Below are 16,361 nucleotides of genomic sequence, written 5' to 3'. Positions count from 1 at the left end.
TATCTGGCGGAGTGGACGGGGCTCGAACCCGCGACCCCCGGCGTGACAGGCCGGTATTCTGACCAACTGAACTACCACTCCAATTCTTGGTGGGTGCTGCAGGGATCGAACCTGCGACCCTCGCCTTGTAAGGGCGATGCTCTCCCAGCTGAGCTAAGCACCCAAAAAACTTACGCTTCCTGTACCGCTTCTTTCAGAGACTTACCAACTTTGAACTTGGCAACACGTGAAGCAGGAATACGAATGGTCTTGCCAGTCTGTGGATTTCTTCCGTCACGTTCTGCACGGTTCCCGACACTAAATGAACCGAATCCTGGTAATACAACAGTTTCACCTTCTTTCAAGGCTTGAGTAATGGTTTTCATGAACGTATCTAAAACACGGTTGGCATCCGCTTTAGTTACACCAGAACCATTAGCAATTGCTTCTACCAATTCACTCTTATTCATCTTATCCCCTATCCAGTTATTCATCCGTTAGTTGAGTCGATTGTTAACTGCATCATCGTCCTCGGTATAGAATCCACATCCTTGAACTACCCGCCATTAGCGGGCAACGGAATGAAATATACCCCGTATTAATGTGCGTGTAAATCCTTATTCCCATTTTTTTTGAACTTTTTACGTGCATTAGCCCGTTTTTATCCTGATTAGTTCCCTGTGGGTCCAAAACGGGCGAACCGTTGCTGGCCATGGATCATCAAACGGATAAAAATAGCCTGTGAAAAAGGAATCAATCAACTATTACTGTTTTCATTTCGTTTTGACACTCTGGCTGTCCTTTCCGCAAAAGCGGGAAACCATCCTTGATTTGGCTCTATGCTTGATTCACTATGGTTCCCCGCCTTCGCAGGGATGACAACATGTCAAATATTCCGTACAACCAAACCTGTCATAATGAAATGGAAATGGTACTACCTTCTACAGCTTGAAACAGGTAAGTCCACAGAACCTGTGATAACGTTAATTTATACCTGGATGTAAGTTGGCCTGTCTACAGGCAGGCCAACAAAATATTAGAAATGACAACCTGCCTGTGTGGTACTCGCTACAAGCGGATCAATGGGCATGCAAATCCTTGCTCTTGCTTTTTTTGGAGCTTTTGGCATGCTCCAGTACGTTTTCATCCTTCGCGGCAGGGTTAACGATCGGACTTCGCTGCAAGGCTATCTCCCAGACCTGCTCCACCGTTTTAACGGGGTGTATGGTCAATTTACGCAGAATGTTATCCGGAATTTCCTCCAGATCCTTGGCATTTTCTTCCGGAATAATCACGTGTTTGATGCCGCCACGATGGGCAGCCAGCAGTTTTTCCTTTAACCCTCCAATGGGAAGAACCTGTCCACGCAAGGTAATTTCACCGGTCATGGCCACATCGGCACGGACAGGGATCTGGGTTACCACGGAAACAAGCGCCGTACACATACCGATACCGGCACTGGGCCCGTCTTTTGGTGTCGCTCCTTCCGGAACATGAATGTGAAAATCGTTTTTCTCATAAAAATCATCGCTCACGTCGAAACTCTTGGCATGGCTTCGAACTACCGTCATAGCCGCATGAATGGATTCCTGCATCACTTCACCCAACTGTCCGGTATGAATGGTCTTGCCCTTTCCAGGCATCATGGATGCTTCTATGGTTAATAATTCCCCCCCCACGCTGGTCCAGGCCAAACCGGTAACCTGGCCAATCTGATCGTATTGTTCAGCAAGACCATAACGAAACTTTTTAACGCCCAGATATTTTTCTATGTTGGTGCGTGAAATAGTAACTCTTCTGGTTTTCTTGCTGGTCAATATATCCTTGACCACTTTTCGGCAAATACTGGCAATATCCCGCTCAAGATTTCTAACACCCGCTTCCCGAGTGTAATGACGTATGATTTCCCGAACAGCTCCCTCACTGATATTTATTTCATCACCTTTCAATCCGTTAAGTTGAATCTGTTTGGTTATCAGATAAGTCGTTGCGATATTTATTTTTTCATCCTCGGTATAGCCGGGAAGACGAATCACTTCCATTCTATCCAGCAGGGGCGCTGGTATTTCAAGCGAATTTGCGGTTGCAATAAACATGACATCGCTTAAATCATAATCAACTTCAAGATAATGATCACTGAAGGTATGATTTTGCTCCGGATCCAGGACTTCCAGTAACGCGGAAGCCGGATCACCGCGAAAATCCATAGCCATTTTGTCTACTTCATCCAGCATAATCAGAGGATTTTTTACTCCCGCCTTGCATAAACGCTGAATAATTTTCCCCGGCATGGATCCGATATAGGTCCGGCGATGTCCACGAATTTCCGCTTCATCCCGCACACCACCAAGGGCGATGCGTATAAATGTCCGGCCCGTCGCGTTCGCTATGGACTGACCCAACGATGTTTTACCGACACCCGGTGGTCCGACCAGACATAATATTGGGCCTTTCAGTCGTTTGACGCGTTGCTGTACGGCAAGGTATTCAATAATACGTTCCTTGACTTTTTCAAGACCGTAATGTTCCTTATCCAGTAATTTTTCCGCTTTTTTCAAATCAAACTGAATTTTGGTTCTTTTTTTCCAGGGTACGCTGAGCATCCAGTCCAGATAATTGCGAATGACTGTTGCCTCGGCAGACATAGGAGACATCATCTTCAGTTTTTGCAACTCGGATAATGATTTTTCCTTGGCATCTTTGGGCATTCCTGCTTTGTTAATCGATTTCTCGAGCTGTTCGATTTCATTGCCTTCCTCACCCATCTCACCCAATTCTTTCTGAATGGCCTTGATTTGTTCGTTGAGGTAATACTCGCGCTGACTTTTTTCCATTTGTCGTTTCACGCGGCCGCGAACACGCTTTTCAACGTGCAACAGATCAATTTCACCCTCAATCGCCGCCATTAATCGCTCAAGACGAGTGCCAACATCTTCAATTTCCAGTAATTCCTGTTTATCCTCGACTTTAATACTCAAGTGAGCCGCGATGGTATCCGCAAGCCTTCCCGGCTCTTCAATACCGGCCAGTGAACTTAATACCTCCGGCGGAATTTTCTTGTTTAATTTAATATATTGCTCGAACTGGGACATGAGCGAGCGCATAATAATCTCAATTTCCTGCTCTTTATGAGAGTCACTGACTTCACTCATTGCCTCCAGTTCGGCTTCCATATAGCCTTTTTCCTGATTGTAGGAAGTAACTTTCGCACGAGCTTCTCCCTCCACAAGTACCTTGACCGTTCCGTCAGGAAGCTTTAAAAGTTGTAATACGCTTGATACCGTACCTACTTTAAACACATCGTCAGGCATGGGATCATCATTGGAAGATTTGCGTTGCGCCACTAAAAAAATTTGTTTGTTATCAACCATGGCCGCTTCCAGCGCTTTGATTGATTTATCACGTCCGACAAACAAGGGAATAACCATATGGGGGTATACCACCACATCCCTCAGTGGAAGAACAGGCAACGGCGACATCAGTTCACTCCCGGTCGGGTTGCTGCCACCTGGTTCGTTTTCACTTGATTCGCTTTCACTTGAAATGAATTCATTTTCACTAGACATATTAAGCCCTTATTCAGACGACAAGCCAATGAGAAATTTTACTACTCTTTATTCCGGGCTTGTTGACCATTGGTTTCATGGCAGTAAAAGCGTCTGATTTGTGCAATTTTTTGCTTCGCCAAACCAAAGATCATCAAGTCCTGATCAAAATTTTCTTACACGTGCGTAAGATTGGAAAAGCCGCCATTGCTACAATTCAATGGCAGCCATACAACGACTGGTTTATTATCTATTAATCTCTACCGCCACCGGCTGCAGATTGTTTGCCTTCATCGCCTTCATAGATAAGAATAGGTTTTCCGGCATTATTGACTACATTCTCGTCAATAACCACTTTCTTTATTCCTTCAAGAGACGGTAAGTCATACATGGTGTCTAAAAGAATATTTTCAATGATGGCACGCAAGCCACGAGCACCTATTTTTCTTTCCAAGGCCTTTTTGGCAATCTGGCGCAGCGCTTCATCCCGAAACTCCAGCTCCACATCTTCCATTTTAAACAGCGAATGAAATTGCTTGGTCAAGGCATTTTTTGGACGGGTCAGAATATCAATCAACGCGTCTTCATCCAGTTCGTGCAAAGTCGTTACCACCGGCAAACGACCGACAAACTCCGGAATAAGACCATATTTAACCAAATCTTCCGACTCGAGGGAATCAAGAATCTGCTCGTTTGCCTTGTTGTCTTTTTCATTTTTCAATTGGGCGGAAAAGCCAATCCCGGATTTGTCGCTACGTTCACGAATGACTTTTTCCAGTCCGGCAAAAGCACCGCCGCAGATAAACAGAATATTGGAGGTATCAACCTGCAGGAATTCCTGTTGCGGATGTTTGCGGCCGCCTTGCGGGGGCACCGAAGCGATAGTTCCCTCGACAAGTTTCAGCAAAGCCTGCTGAACGCCTTCACCGGACACATCCCGGGTAATGGAAGGGTTGTCGGATTTACGGGAAATTTTATCAATTTCATCAATGTAAACAATGCCTTGTTGGGCTTTCTCTACATCATAATCGCATTTCTGCAGTAATTTCTGAATGATATTCTCGACGTCCTCTCCCACATAGCCTGCTTCCGTCAAGGTAGTTGCATCAGCCATAGTGAACGGAACGTTAAGCAGTCGCGCCAGCGTTTGGGCAAGCAGGGTTTTACCGCTGCCTGTCGGGCCAATCAGCAGAATATTACTTTTCCCCAGTTCAATGCCGTCTTCCGTTTTATGCTGTAACCGTTTGTAATGATTGTACACGGCTACGGAAAGTACCTTTTTGGCATGCGGCTGCCCGATCACATATTGATCAAGAAACTCGGAAATTTCTTTAGGCGTCGGTAAATGAGATTCCGTTTCTTCCGCTACTTCCTGTGTTTCTTCCCGGATGATATCGTTGCAAAGCTCGACGCATTCATCACAAACAAATACGGAAGGTCCGGCAATTAGTTTTTTAACTTCATGCTGACTTTTTCCGCAGAACGAACAATAAAGAACCTTATCGTCATCGCTGTTACCGGTTTTACTCATCGACAAACCCCTTTCTTACTAGAACCACACTTATTGGAAGGTCTAGTAAAATTTTAGACAATTGAAAAAATAAAGGCAATGTGATTGCGAAAAATACATGCAACGCATTTTTCGCAGATCCGAATTATTCACCATCAGAGTTGGTGGTATGACGATCGTACAAGACTTTATCAATCAAGCCGTATTCCTTAGCTTGAGACGCACTCATAAAGTTGTCCCTTTCCGTATCACGCATAATCTGATCCGGGGTTTTCTTGGTATGTTTCCCCATAATACTGTTAAGGCGTTCTCGAACCGCTAATGTTTCACGAGCATGAATCTCGATATCCGTCGCCTGGCCTCGATAACCGCCTAATGGCTGATGAATCATGACCCTTGAGTTAGGCAGGCAGAATCGTTTGCCGTCTGCTCCGGCACACAGCAAGAGTGCCGCGGCACTGGCCGCCTGACCGATGCAAAGTGTACTGACATCCGGTTTAATAAACTGCATGGTATCATAAATGGCAAGGCCGGCGGTCACAACCCCGCCCGGCGAATTGATATATAACGAAATATCCTTGTCAGGATTTTCCGACTCAAGAAACAGCATCTGGGCGACCACCAGGTTAGCCATATGGTCTTCCACTTCACCCAGCAAAAAGATAATACGCTCCTTTAATAATCTGGAATAGATATCATAAGACCGCTCACCTCGTGACGTTTGCTCAATGACCATAGGCACCAACCCACTGGCATTTCTGATCATATTTTCCGAATAATCCGCCATGCTTACTCTCCTTTGCTTCCGGTTTCCTTTTTAGGATTCATTACCGCATCATAATCCATTACTTTAGTAATGATTTTGGCATGTTCACTGATTTTTTCGGCAACCAGTTCCTCCATCACCAGCGCTTCCACCTCAGCCATACGCTCCTTATTGCCCTGGTACCAGTTGCGAAGCTCATCAGGGCTTTCATAGGCACTGGCAAATTTGTCAATCATCGCGTCTACACGTGATTTTTCAGCAACCAGTTCATGTTTTTTCACGTATTCCGAGAATAACAAACCAAGCTGTACACGGCGTTTGGCTTGTTCCTCAAACAATTCCCGCGGGAAATCAGGTATTTTTTCGTTTTCAGTGTGCTCATGCCCGAATAAACGATGATACATATCATGTTTCAGATGTTCAATTTCCTTATCCACTAAAGCCATGGGTAAATCAATCGTATTAACCGACAGCAGTTTATCAAATATTTTTTCACGGTTCATGGCTGCAACCCGCCGCTCCAGTTCACGTACCATATTTTCCTTAATATCCTTTTTCAGCGCTTCCATGCCGCCTTCCTTGATATTGAATTTCCCGGCGAACTCATCGTCTAATGCCGGTAGTTTTCCTTCCATGACCTGTTTTATCGTGATTTTGAACACGGCGTCCTTACCGGCCAGTTCCTTATGCCCGTAATCTTCGGGGAATGTTACTTTAATCTCGAATGGTTCTTCTTTCTTGCCGCCGATTAAACCCTCTTCAAATCCTGGAATCATGGCGTTGGAACCAATGACAAGCTCATATCCTTCGGCACTGCCTCCTTCAAAAGGATTGTCATCAATAAATCCTTCAAAATCGAACACCACCTTATCGCCTTTTGCGACCGCGCGCGACACGTCCTGCCATTCCTTGTTCTGCTCACGCAGTTTTTCCAGCATATCATCCACATCCGAATCGTTCACTTCGGCTGAAATCGTTTCAATTTCATCCTGATTCAATTCATTAATGTTGAATTCAGGGAATACCTCAAACACGGCGGTGTAGGTAAAATCCTTACCCTGCTCAAGCTGTTCCGGTTCAACATAGGGTGAGCCGGCCGGTACCAGTTCACTTTCTTTCAAGGCGTCGTACAAAGTCGATTGCACCATATCTCTGGCCACTTCCTCACGAACACTGTCGGAAAAGCGATTTTTCACCACATTCATTGGAACCTTTCCGGGTCTGAAACCGGCGATTTTGGCTTTACGAGCAAGATTGCGCAGACGCAGACTTACCTCTTCCTCGACTTTCTCGGTTGGCACCGAAACTGTTACTTTGCGTTCCAAACCTTTCAAGGTCTCAACAGAAACTTGCATCTAGTCACCTCTTGGATATTGTCATGAATATGGTGCGAAAGGAGAGACTCGAACTCTCACGGGTTGCCCCACTGGAACCTAAATCCAGCGCGTCTACCAGTTCCGCCACTTTCGCAAACAGGCTGGAATTATCGGACAGTAAGCCTTTCTTGTAAAGACTCCAATTGAATCTGATGTAAGAACAAACTGATTTTCTCTTAAAAAGGCATGGGGTGAACGATGGGACTCGAACCCACGACAACCGGGATCACAACCCGGGGCTCTACCAACTGAGCTACGCTCACCATAATAACGACAACCACTGTTGCTGAATCCGCACACAGGCTGGCACGCCCGGCAGGATTCGAACCTGCTACCCTCGGCTTAGAAGGCCGATGCTCTATCCAGATGAGCTACGGGCGCATTATATAATGGTCGGGGTGGAGGGATTCGAACCCCCGACATCCTGCTCCCAAAGCAGGCGCGCTACCAGACTGCGCTACACCCCGATCACCCGTCCAAGGACAGAGCGCAAATGATACTCGCAGGCCGTTTTAAGGTCAAGAACCTGAACTCATTATTTTATAATCCAATCCTGTAAAACAACAACCCGCCACCTGTAGACAGGTTTGTAGCCCGTGATGGCGGATTGCGGGGAATAATGATCCCGGTCTTTCCATCGCTGCACATTTGAAACCTGGTATTTGCCATTTACCGCTGTCCGGAGTACAGTATAATCATTCCATGTCTTATGATTCCGGCATGAAAACAACCCTGCTTCCCTTATTCGATAATCTTGATAATTTACATAAAAATCATGACAACGCGATCCTGCCTGATCCCGCTTTCCAGGCTGATTTTTACCATACCCTGCAATTTCTGAAGAGCTATACCGGCAGTGTCGGGACATTTAACAGCTACCGCCGCGAGGCCGAACGTTTGTTGCAATGGTCCTGGCTCATCAAAAAAAAATCACTCAGGGAATTAAAACGGGACGATATTGAGCAGTTCATACGGTTTTGCCAGAATCCGCCTGCGAACTGGATAAGCGTTAAAAAAGTTCCGCGCTTTAGCAATAAAGACGGTTTGAGATGCCCCAATCCGGAATGGCGGCCGTTTGTAGTCACGATCAGCAAGGCGGCATACCAGCAAGGCCATCGCCCTGCAATTGAACAATTTTCCCTGTCACAGGGAGCCATTCAGGAAATATTCGCCATTTTAAGCACGCTGTTTAACTTTTTAATTGCCGAGGAATACCTGATTGCCAATCCGGTCGCCCTGATTCGGCAAAAAAGCAAATACATCCGTAAACGCCAGCAAAACGCCCCCATTCGACGTCTAAGCCTGATCCAGTGGGAAGCGGTCTTGCAAGCCGCCGAACACCTGGCCGATGAAAACCCGGAAAAACACGAGCGCACCCGTTTTATTCTCAGCATGCTGTTTGGTATGTATTTGCGCATTTCCGAACTGGTAGCCAGTGAGCGCTGGGTTCCCACCATGAACGATTTTGCCAAAGACAGCCATGGCAACTGGTGGTTTACCACCATAGGCAAGGGCAATAAGGAACGTCAGGTTGCCGTGAGCGACGCCATGCTGGTCAGTTTAAGGCGCTGGCGGCAATTTCTCGGGCTATCCGCCTTGCCGTCTGCGGCAGACAATTCGCCGCTGATTCCCAAAATCCGCGGCCATGGCCCCATGAGCGACACAGCACCAATCAGGCGCCTGGTGCAGCTTTGTTTTGATCGGGGTGCCGAATTGTTACGCCTGAATAACCAGCCGGAAGAAGCGGAGCATTTAGCCGGCGCTACCGTGCACTGGCTCAGGCATACGGGTATTTCCGAAGACGTCAAACAGCGCCCCAGAGAACACGTTCGCGACGATGCCGGCCACAGTTCGAGCGCCACCACCGATCGTTATATCGATGTGGAAAAACAGGCCCGCCATCGCTCCGCGCGCAACAAACAAATCGAAACAACGAAATAGACGGCATATTCGGATAGTAGCCCGCAAGGAGCAACGCGGATTGCGGGAATGAGTGCGACAGAAATCCCGCATTGCAGCGAAGCCTCCATGACGGGCTACCACGAAACCCTGTCCACGAAATAGCGGGATTTGTTTTTTAACCTTCTTCAGGAGCAGGCATCCACCAATTCAATCTGGTTAGACGGCAAGGGTTCCCCCAGAAAAATCTCGCCAACCTTTTGAAAACGGGACACGGAATCCGTCACCAGATACTGCACGAACCGTTCCTGATTATTGCCGTTTAACATGGTCAAATCCTGCAACGCGCCCTGTAATGCCCCGGCGGTCGCCTCGGCGGAATCCACAATGGTGATGCGTTCAGGAAGCAGTCTTAACAGCAGGGCTTTAAACACGGGAAAGTGGGTACAGCCTAACAACAAGGTATCCTGCTCGCTGATATCGGCCAGATAATGCGTTAGTGCTTCTTTTGCCACCGCGTTATCCACCATGCCCTCTTCCGCCAGGGCGACTAGTACGCTGCAGGCGCGAGCCGTAATGGCGGCTTGGGGTAATTGTTCCTGGATCAGGCGTTGATACGCGTTGGATGAAATCGTCGTTTCGGTGGCCAAAACAGCCACCTGATGATTTTTAGTTGCGGCAATGACGGCCTCGGCACCGGGCTGTACCACACCGACCACCGGCATATCCGGCAGCATGGCTTGCAGGTGGCCCAACGCCGCCGTAGTCGCGGTATTACAGGCAACAACCAGCGCCTTGATGCGCCTCTCCACCAGAATTCTCGCCATCTGCATGGCGTATTGCTGCACCGTCCGGGCACTTTTGGTGCCATACGGCAAGCGCGCCGTATCGCCCAGATAGATAAACGACTCCTGCGGCAGCGTGCTTTTCAAGGCACGCAACACCGTCAAGCCTCCCATCCCGGAATCAAACACCCCAACAGGCAAATTATTATCCATATTGTCCCTGATATTATTTTATTGTTTAACGGCCAAGTCCTGTTTGAGGCGTGGTATCCGAGTTTGTGTTTTCCTGTTTCATCTCATCCAATAAGTTCGTCGCCTTGGCTTTTTCCTTGAAAATCTTGAATTTGTCGGCTTGTTTACTGACTTTGTCAGCCGCTTTCCCAGCGATTGCCTTCTCTTTGGAAAAATCCTTGAGACTTTGGCTCAGGGTTTCAACGATGGGGTTATTTTTATAATGCTGATTGTATAAAGAATCACCCGAAAAGCCCCACGCTTTTCCCAGTTCATTTTCCGGATTAAAGGATGCGGAAACCACTTTAATCGCACTGTGATCAAACTTGAGACCCGGATTGTTCTCGCCCAACACCACCAGCGCCGTCCATAAGTGTCGTAGTTCTTCGGTGTTGGAACCCCGCAGCACAATGGGATTTTCCTTGCTCGGCGGTTTCGCCAGGCCGGCAAGCAGTTGCGTCGCCATTTGCATGGACAGCTTGATACGTTCGTTTACATTATCCTCTTTTGGAAAATGGGTTATCGTCACTTTGGTAGCCGGGGTAAAAACCTGTTTTTTATCGATGGTTTTGGCGTTCATGTGATCCTTACCGTGTTCGACCAGAAACACGCCGCGATCATAAACCTCTTTTCCTGTTCGTCGCTCTGTTCCAAGCAAATTGGAATAAGTCGTGTACTCCCGAAACTTGCCGGCCGGGATCGGATCAACCTCATAATAGGACGTATTGGCGTCGACACCGACCATACCTACCGTACTGTCATCCTCGGTATTTTTGGGCTTCCATTCCTGACCCATATGGTGTTTTTTGTCTTCCATGTTGTAATCGACATAGGTCGTATTGGAGAAGGCGGTAAACACCAGATCCGTTTCTTTGGCTTTGCCTTTTACTTCGTCTACCAGTCGTAACAGACCTTTATGCTTGAACGAATTTTGATCCGGTTCATTTGGATCACCATGTAAAACGCAACTGACCCGTTCATAAGTCTGCAAATCGGACTCAAGTAATTTCAGGTTATTCTCAATCATGGATCGATGCTTGCGAATCGCGTTTTTCTGACTGTTATTCGCAAGAGCTCCCACCTCATCATTGGAAGGCATGGCCTGTAAATGTTGTTCGTACAGGGCTTTCTGATGGCGAAGATTATCCACGATCGTATCGCAAACATCCGCCATATTCTGAAATTTACCACCTAATTGCTGCGCTTTCTGCTTCGCCGCCGCCATAAAGGCCGGGTTTAAAATATCCAGTCCGGTGAGGTTGCCAAGCCGCCTCAATTCCTTCTTCATCCCGTCTTCAATATCTTGTAACGCATATACCTTTTCAACCAGATTATTGAGTTCGGTTTTCTGCCGGGCCATCACACCATTGGGCTGGTTATATGCGGCACCAAGCCAGGCATCGTTGTTTTTGGCCGCCTGATAGCGTTTGAAATCATCATTGGTGATTTGTTTTTCCCAATCGGCAGGAAAAACCGCTCCGACAGCAGCGGGAAGACCATGCAGATTTTGATGTAATTCCTGAAGATTATTCGCTGTACTAAATGCTATTAGCAAGGCATTGACCTGCGCATTAGGGAAGACCTGGCCTTTCTCCAGACGCATAACCGCAGTCAACGCCGACATTTTGGCATGTTTATCAGGATCAGGACCCAATCCTCTGTATGCGTTAATTAACTGCAGGTTATGAGCATGCTGGGTATTGATCGCATCTCTCAGTGTAGCATCAGGGTGGTATACAGCAGCAGGAACCGTTTGCAGATGAAACGCGGTGTAAAGCGCCGGTTGCCCTACAGCGGGCGCAAGAATCGGACTGAGATTGTCAAGAAATTCCTTGTATTTCGTGGCATCGGCGGGTGCGACGGCCAAGACATCAAGACCATTGTTGGGATCCAGTATAAGATCATTAATCGCCTTGACTTTATTTTTGTCTAAAGTAACAGGAGGCGTCATGTTAGCCAGTGTTTCAGCGACCTTCGCATTGGCAATTTGGGCAATCAGCGCCAACCGCCTGTTTTCATTGACCAATGCCCCGGCGTGAGGATTGGTTATGCCAAGTATTTTACGAACGTGATCCACTTCCGTCGCTTTCATCAAGGCCGTCAATACTTCCGGCTTAGCTAAAACGGCCTGTTGTTTGTCCAACGGCAGACTGTCTAGGACGTTTAATATTTCCGTGCGGATTTCAGCCCCATAAACGTCCTGTTCAGCCACCTTGATACGAAATAATTTCGCACCGGCCAGCTTTTGAATCGCTTTGCGGGACTCTTCATTGACCCAATCGTGGTTGGTGATACCGATGTCATTTAATTTTTGTTTAAATTCCGCAACGTCTTTCGCTTTGGCCAAATCAGTCAATTTCGCCAACGGGGCGTGACCCGGATTCGTTGCCGGATACCTGTCAATCAGAATGCGTGCCAAATCACCGCGCAGCTTGTTTTGCTCCGACACAGGCAATGATTGCGTCAACGCCGTTGCCCCGGCAGGATTGGCGAAATTCAAATTATTAACTTCCGCCAGTAATTCGGCAAATTCTGGCCCATTATTTAAATCAAAAGCGGTTGCCAGTCTTTGGACGTGTTCCGACATGGCATAAGCCCGGATAATCTTGTTCAGGCCCTGATTGATATTATTGCCGATCAAACCGTCGGCATCGCGGGCTCCCCCCATCAACGTTGCGCCCACCGCCACTTGCAGACCATTCTGATCACCTGCAGCCACGATGGCACTTAAATCATCACCGGCCCGAGCCTTGGCTCGGATTAACGCAATCAAAGCCTGCTCCTTGACGAGCGTCTCTTGTTCGGGCACGGTAAAAAACTGATTAACGGCCGGCGTTAATCCTGGCCCCGGGTTAAAATGCGTCGTATATTTGGTCTGTACCGGACCGGTAATTAATTCCCGAAGATGTGCCGGGTTGGCGGCGGTGAACAGACTCTTGCGAATATGGGCGATCGCGGCAATCTCTTGTACTTTCGTCTTGTCGCTGAACGCGTTTTGAAATTCGTTGTTAGCGGAAAAGCCAAGGGATTCATGGCGGCCGAGTGCTCGTTTAATATCCTGATGGCTGCCTGCCTGAATCAACGCGTCCAACGCGTTGGTGTTTTCGCTTTGCAGGACTTTCAATTTCAGTGCCTGAGTCGCCGCAGCAAGGCGTAATTCGGCCACGCTACTGTCAGTAACCGCCTGCTGGAGGTAAGCGCCGTCTTCCGCCTTGCCAGCCAGGGCATTGCGAATGGCTGCCGCATTGGTGGCGGCCGCAATCGTCGCCAGATCTGCTTCCCGACCTATGCCTAACGTGGCAAATCGTTCCACGAGAAAACGTTTGCCCAAAGCGCCTCGGACGTCATTGACATCTTCATCGCGTAGATAATCAGTATAGGGATCACCAAGATGATCTCTAATCGCATCTTCATCACCGTTAAGGGCTGTATAGGTATTAGGGCCGAGTCCGCCAATAGAAGGATCGATGATAAATGTCGGATCATTCACTTTCAACAACGCGCCCTTGTGCGCAGCGGCCTCCTCGATCGCATCACCCGGCAGTGACCGATCAACCATAAGGCTCGCTACGTCATGGGGTAACCCAAGTTGCTGTTCCGCCCAGGTTGCAAAGTTGGGCGCTGGTGCCGCCAGCAAGCCTTCCAATACGGCTATGTCGTTGCAGGCGGCGATTTTTTTAAGCACCAGCTGACGCTGGGCTTCCAGTTGAATGGCCTGAGCCGCCCTATTGGTTATCACATCTTCATTGGCGACATTCCAGCCCGGACGATCCGCCAGTTTGCCAAAGACACTGACCCCTTCGGGATCCTTAATCAGTTTGGTTCGTACATCATTGGGAGTGGCCGCTTTGATGATTTCTGCAAGATAATCCGTACCGGCGCTTTGCAGACCCAAAACAACCCGTTTTTCAGCGGCGAGTTTGCGCAAGGCCTGAAAGTCGTTCGTAGGATCCGCTCCCCAAACATAGCCATTATTATCTCCTCTAGAGACCAGAAAACGATCATTATCGTCCGTTTTGCCGTTAATTTCACCAACACCCAGGTTTGTCCAGAGTGCTTCATTGGCTATGACAGCGGCTCTAAATGCTTTCGAACCGGCTGAATTGGGTGCGAGGTCGGAAGTATCGACGCTGAGAATATCATCCAGAGCTTTTATAAAACCCACTTCTTTTTCAAGATCTGGATTTTCAAGCGCGCTTTTTAAGTTTCTGTTTTGATAAGCCATGGAGCTACTCCGGAATTTTGTAATACTGTTATTTTAAACCTAATTTATTAAGTCTACATTAACCGCTACGATCTATTTAAAACAATCTCATTATGGGCAAATTTTCATCATAAATTCGTTACGAATTCCACTTGGGATAGCCCGATTGTATGGACTCCCGCATCGGTCATGCCGCCTCCTTCACAATGGCGCCTCCCGTATTGCCCTGTAAAAATAAAACGCCCCTGGCCAATCAAAATCATCCTTGCTTCATCACAGTGTTCACAACATTGGCATTGTCCACAATCTATTCTATCTTTATTAGTATAGCAAGCTCATGGACACGATCATGCTAAAACTGCCTGCTTATCTGATGTTGATGCTTCCGGCACTGGCCTTCGCCGGTGGTTTTTACGAATTCAGCGCACCCGATACACCGCATTACGTCTGTTTTGACGGCCGCAGGCTCGAATGCTCGCCCACGGGATTTATCTGGCATGCCCGCCGCGGTTGTTTCCTGAGCCGCAAGCCCTGTGAAGAATACGACGCCCATATTTATGGCTACTACCCGACCAACAAAAAGCTCATCTACGCCTACAACCGGTGTCGGGAAAATTATCCGTATCGTCTGGGAGAAATGCAAACACATTAAATGAAAAGTGTCCTTTCCCGCAATCCGCTGCGCTCCTTGGCGGGCTACTATTTTTGACAATCCATTTTCGGCGCCTCCCCGCTACTATTTTTGACAATCCATTTTGCCGGGCCGTCCCGCTACCCTATTTTTTCATTGTAGCCCGCCAAGGAGCGCAGCGTATTGCGGGAAAATGGAAACCCCTGTTATTTCGGACGTGTTTAAGCCGTCATGTTTCCTATTATCAAACCCTGTTGAGGAATGAAGGGAATCAATCAAAAATGGTCAATTATCGCAGGAACAAATTGGAGGGAGGCGTTTATTTTTTCACCCTCGCATTAGCGGATCGGCAAACTGGTTTATTAACCAGGCATATTGATTTGCTTTACAATTCAATGAAGAAAACACGAGAAAAACAAACTTATAACGTTCTGGCAACGGTTATCTTACCCGATCATCTCCACACTATCTGGAAACTGCCGGATGGAGACGCTAATTATGCCAGCCGCTGGCGTACAATTAAAAGTTCTTTCACCCAAGGTTTATTAAAACAAGGTTATTCATTACAAAAAAAACATGGCAGATACAAAATTTGGCAAGATAGATTTTGGGAGCATACGATAAGAAACGACCAGGATTTGGAAGCACATATTAATTATATTCATTACAATCCGGTAAAACATGGTTTGGTCGCATCAGTATATCAGTGGCCATACTCCTCATTTCATTGGTATGTGAGAAAGGGAAAACTGGAGCAGGATTGGGGTAAGACTGTAACCATTATACCAATGTCATTTGATGATTAATGAATCCCCGCAATCCGCTGCGCTCCTTGGCGGGCTACTCTATTTTTTCATTGTAGCCCGCCAAGGAGCGCAGCGGATTGCTGGATTTCGAGCGGAAACATAATGGTGGTTCACTGGACAGGGACGGACAACAGCATGGCAACCGTAATCCATATCAGGGCGCTCAATAAATAAGGATGTTTATAGGGTTTGAACGTTTTTCGGATACTCCGGATATTCAACGCCCAAACCGGAAGAATAGTCAGCACCATTAACACGAGGAGTTTGGCGACAAGGAATTCGCCTGTTGTAAAAGGAAGGATATCGACGATCCATTCAACAAAAAGATGTAAAAGAGCCTTGATTTTTAATAGCCCCCATAATACCCAGTGTTCATAGGAAACCACCAGGAAAGAAGCCAGAAAAACCGGTAGACACCAGGTCACGCCGGGATAGGAAAACAATTTTTTCGCGGCTTTCCCGAACTCCTGGGAGAAAAAAACCAGAATGGACGTCCCCAGTAACACCAGAGTTATGGTCAATAACATATTATCTGCCATGCGACACCTGACTTGTAATTATTTAGAAGGAAATAACCGCTCATTCCTTGTTCAAACACCGGTTACAAAAATAAACCAATGACGCCGCCC

At 47.4% G+C, this 16,361-nt stretch carries 11 protein-coding genes and 6 tRNA genes; 3 read left to right on the top strand and 14 right to left on the bottom strand.

Annotated elements, in window-relative coordinates; all coding sequences use genetic code 11:
- Positions 1 to 4 precede the first annotated feature (4 nt).
- From CKW05_RS04200 to CKW05_RS04150, 11 genes are all read right to left on the bottom strand, one after another.
- Positions 5 to 81: transfer RNA gene (locus tag CKW05_RS04200), tRNA-Asp, on the bottom strand.
- Between the two features lie 6 nt (positions 82 to 87).
- Positions 88 to 163, bottom strand: a tRNA-Val gene (locus CKW05_RS04195).
- A gap of 7 nt (positions 164 to 170) precedes the next feature.
- Entirely contained in the window at positions 171 to 449 is a 279-nt protein-coding gene (locus tag CKW05_RS04190) for an HU family DNA-binding protein (RefSeq protein ID WP_058484050.1), read from the bottom strand.
- Between the two features lie 609 nt (positions 450 to 1,058).
- Positions 1,059 to 3,545, bottom strand: coding sequence for an endopeptidase La (lon, locus tag CKW05_RS04185; protein ID WP_058484051.1), 2,487 nt, complete (start codon positions 3,543 to 3,545; stop codon positions 1,059 to 1,061).
- Between the two features lie 232 nt (positions 3,546 to 3,777).
- Positions 3,778 to 5,055, bottom strand: coding sequence for an ATP-dependent Clp protease ATP-binding subunit ClpX (gene clpX / locus CKW05_RS04180; RefSeq protein ID WP_058484052.1), 1,278 nt, complete (start codon positions 5,053 to 5,055; stop codon positions 3,778 to 3,780).
- 124 nt (positions 5,056 to 5,179) lie between these two features.
- Complete coding sequence (gene clpP / locus CKW05_RS04175; RefSeq protein WP_058484053.1) at positions 5,180 to 5,821, bottom strand: ATP-dependent Clp endopeptidase proteolytic subunit ClpP; 642 nt, start codon at positions 5,819 to 5,821, stop codon at positions 5,180 to 5,182.
- 2 nt (positions 5,822 to 5,823) lie between these two features.
- Positions 5,824 to 7,155 carry a trigger factor gene (gene tig, locus CKW05_RS04170; RefSeq protein ID WP_058484054.1) on the bottom strand — a complete coding sequence of 444 codons (1,332 nt, stop codon included), beginning with the start codon at positions 7,153 to 7,155 and terminating at the stop codon, positions 5,824 to 5,826.
- Between the two features lie 30 nt (positions 7,156 to 7,185).
- Positions 7,186 to 7,270 (bottom strand) — tRNA-Leu (locus CKW05_RS04165).
- A gap of 93 nt (positions 7,271 to 7,363) precedes the next feature.
- Positions 7,364 to 7,439, bottom strand: a tRNA-His gene (locus tag CKW05_RS04160).
- Positions 7,440 to 7,480: 41 nt separating this feature from the next.
- Positions 7,481 to 7,557, bottom strand: a tRNA-Arg gene (locus CKW05_RS04155).
- A 9-nt stretch (positions 7,558 to 7,566) separates the two neighbouring features.
- Positions 7,567 to 7,643 (bottom strand) — tRNA-Pro (locus tag CKW05_RS04150).
- A gap of 253 nt (positions 7,644 to 7,896) precedes the next feature.
- Here CKW05_RS04150 and CKW05_RS04145 point away from each other — a divergent pair.
- Positions 7,897 to 9,117, top strand: a complete 1,221-nt coding sequence (locus tag CKW05_RS04145; protein ID WP_058484469.1) for a tyrosine-type recombinase/integrase — start codon at positions 7,897 to 7,899, stop codon at positions 9,115 to 9,117.
- Positions 9,118 to 9,263: 146 nt separating this feature from the next.
- Here the strand turns inward: CKW05_RS04145 and murI are convergent, their stop codons facing one another.
- A complete protein-coding gene (gene murI, locus CKW05_RS04140; protein ID WP_095140573.1) occupies positions 9,264 to 10,073 on the bottom strand; it encodes a glutamate racemase in 810 nt (269 codons plus the stop codon).
- 25 nt (positions 10,074 to 10,098) lie between these two features.
- The gene (locus CKW05_RS04135) at positions 10,099 to 14,316 is read right to left on the bottom strand and encodes a hypothetical protein (protein ID WP_058484055.1); all 4,218 of its coding nucleotides are present in this window, start codon (positions 14,314 to 14,316) and stop codon (positions 10,099 to 10,101) included.
- Between the two features lie 328 nt (positions 14,317 to 14,644).
- Here CKW05_RS04135 and CKW05_RS04130 point away from each other — a divergent pair, with 328 nt between their 5' ends.
- Both CKW05_RS04130 and CKW05_RS04125 read left to right on the top strand, forming a co-directional pair.
- A complete protein-coding gene (locus tag CKW05_RS04130) occupies positions 14,645 to 14,947 on the top strand; it encodes a hypothetical protein (RefSeq protein WP_231950695.1) in 303 nt (100 codons plus the stop codon).
- A gap of 260 nt (positions 14,948 to 15,207) precedes the next feature.
- Positions 15,208 to 15,732, top strand: a complete 525-nt coding sequence (locus tag CKW05_RS04125; RefSeq protein WP_058484470.1) for an REP-associated tyrosine transposase — start codon at positions 15,208 to 15,210, stop codon at positions 15,730 to 15,732.
- A 110-nt stretch (positions 15,733 to 15,842) separates the two neighbouring features.
- On the opposite strand, the gene CKW05_RS04120 is transcribed toward CKW05_RS04125, so the two are convergent.
- Positions 15,843 to 16,271: a hypothetical protein gene (locus CKW05_RS04120; RefSeq protein ID WP_058484057.1), complete on the bottom strand. Its 429-nt coding sequence runs from the start codon at positions 16,269 to 16,271 to the stop codon at positions 15,843 to 15,845.
- Between the last annotated feature and the right edge of the window lie 90 nt (positions 16,272 to 16,361).

The sequence above is a fragment of the Legionella spiritensis genome (genome assembly GCF_900186965.1).
In the GTDB taxonomy this organism is placed as follows: Bacteria; Pseudomonadota; Gammaproteobacteria; order Legionellales; family Legionellaceae; genus Legionella_C; species Legionella_C spiritensis.
Note: the sequence above shows the minus strand (reverse complement) of the source record. Positions and strands in the feature narration are given on the sequence as shown.

Excerpts from the sequence above, each read along its gene's own strand:
- clpX (WP_058484052.1), bottom strand. The coding sequence starts at position 5,055 with ATGAGTAAAACCGGTAACAGCGATGACGATAAGGTTCTTTATTGTTCG.
- lon (WP_058484051.1), bottom strand. The coding sequence starts at position 3,545 with ATGTCTAGTGAAAATGAATTCATTTCAAGTGAAAGCGAATCAAGTGAA.
- CKW05_RS04190 (WP_058484050.1), bottom strand. The coding sequence starts at position 449 with ATGAATAAGAGTGAATTGGTAGAAGCAATTGCTAATGGTTCTGGTGTA.
- murI (WP_095140573.1), bottom strand. The coding sequence starts at position 10,073 with ATGGATAATAATTTGCCTGTTGGGGTGTTTGATTCCGGGATGGGAGGC.
- CKW05_RS04130 (WP_231950695.1), top strand. The coding sequence starts at position 14,645 with ATGCTAAAACTGCCTGCTTATCTGATGTTGATGCTTCCGGCACTGGCC.
- CKW05_RS04135 (WP_058484055.1), bottom strand. The coding sequence starts at position 14,316 with ATGGCTTATCAAAACAGAAACTTAAAAAGCGCGCTTGAAAATCCAGAT.
- clpP (WP_058484053.1), bottom strand. The coding sequence starts at position 5,821 with ATGGCGGATTATTCGGAAAATATGATCAGAAATGCCAGTGGGTTGGTG.
- CKW05_RS04120 (WP_058484057.1), bottom strand. The coding sequence starts at position 16,271 with ATGGCAGATAATATGTTATTGACCATAACTCTGGTGTTACTGGGGACG.
- CKW05_RS04145 (WP_058484469.1), top strand. The coding sequence starts at position 7,897 with ATGAAAACAACCCTGCTTCCCTTATTCGATAATCTTGATAATTTACAT.
- CKW05_RS04125 (WP_058484470.1), top strand. The coding sequence starts at position 15,208 with ATGGTCAATTATCGCAGGAACAAATTGGAGGGAGGCGTTTATTTTTTC.
- tig (WP_058484054.1), bottom strand. The coding sequence starts at position 7,155 with ATGCAAGTTTCTGTTGAGACCTTGAAAGGTTTGGAACGCAAAGTAACA.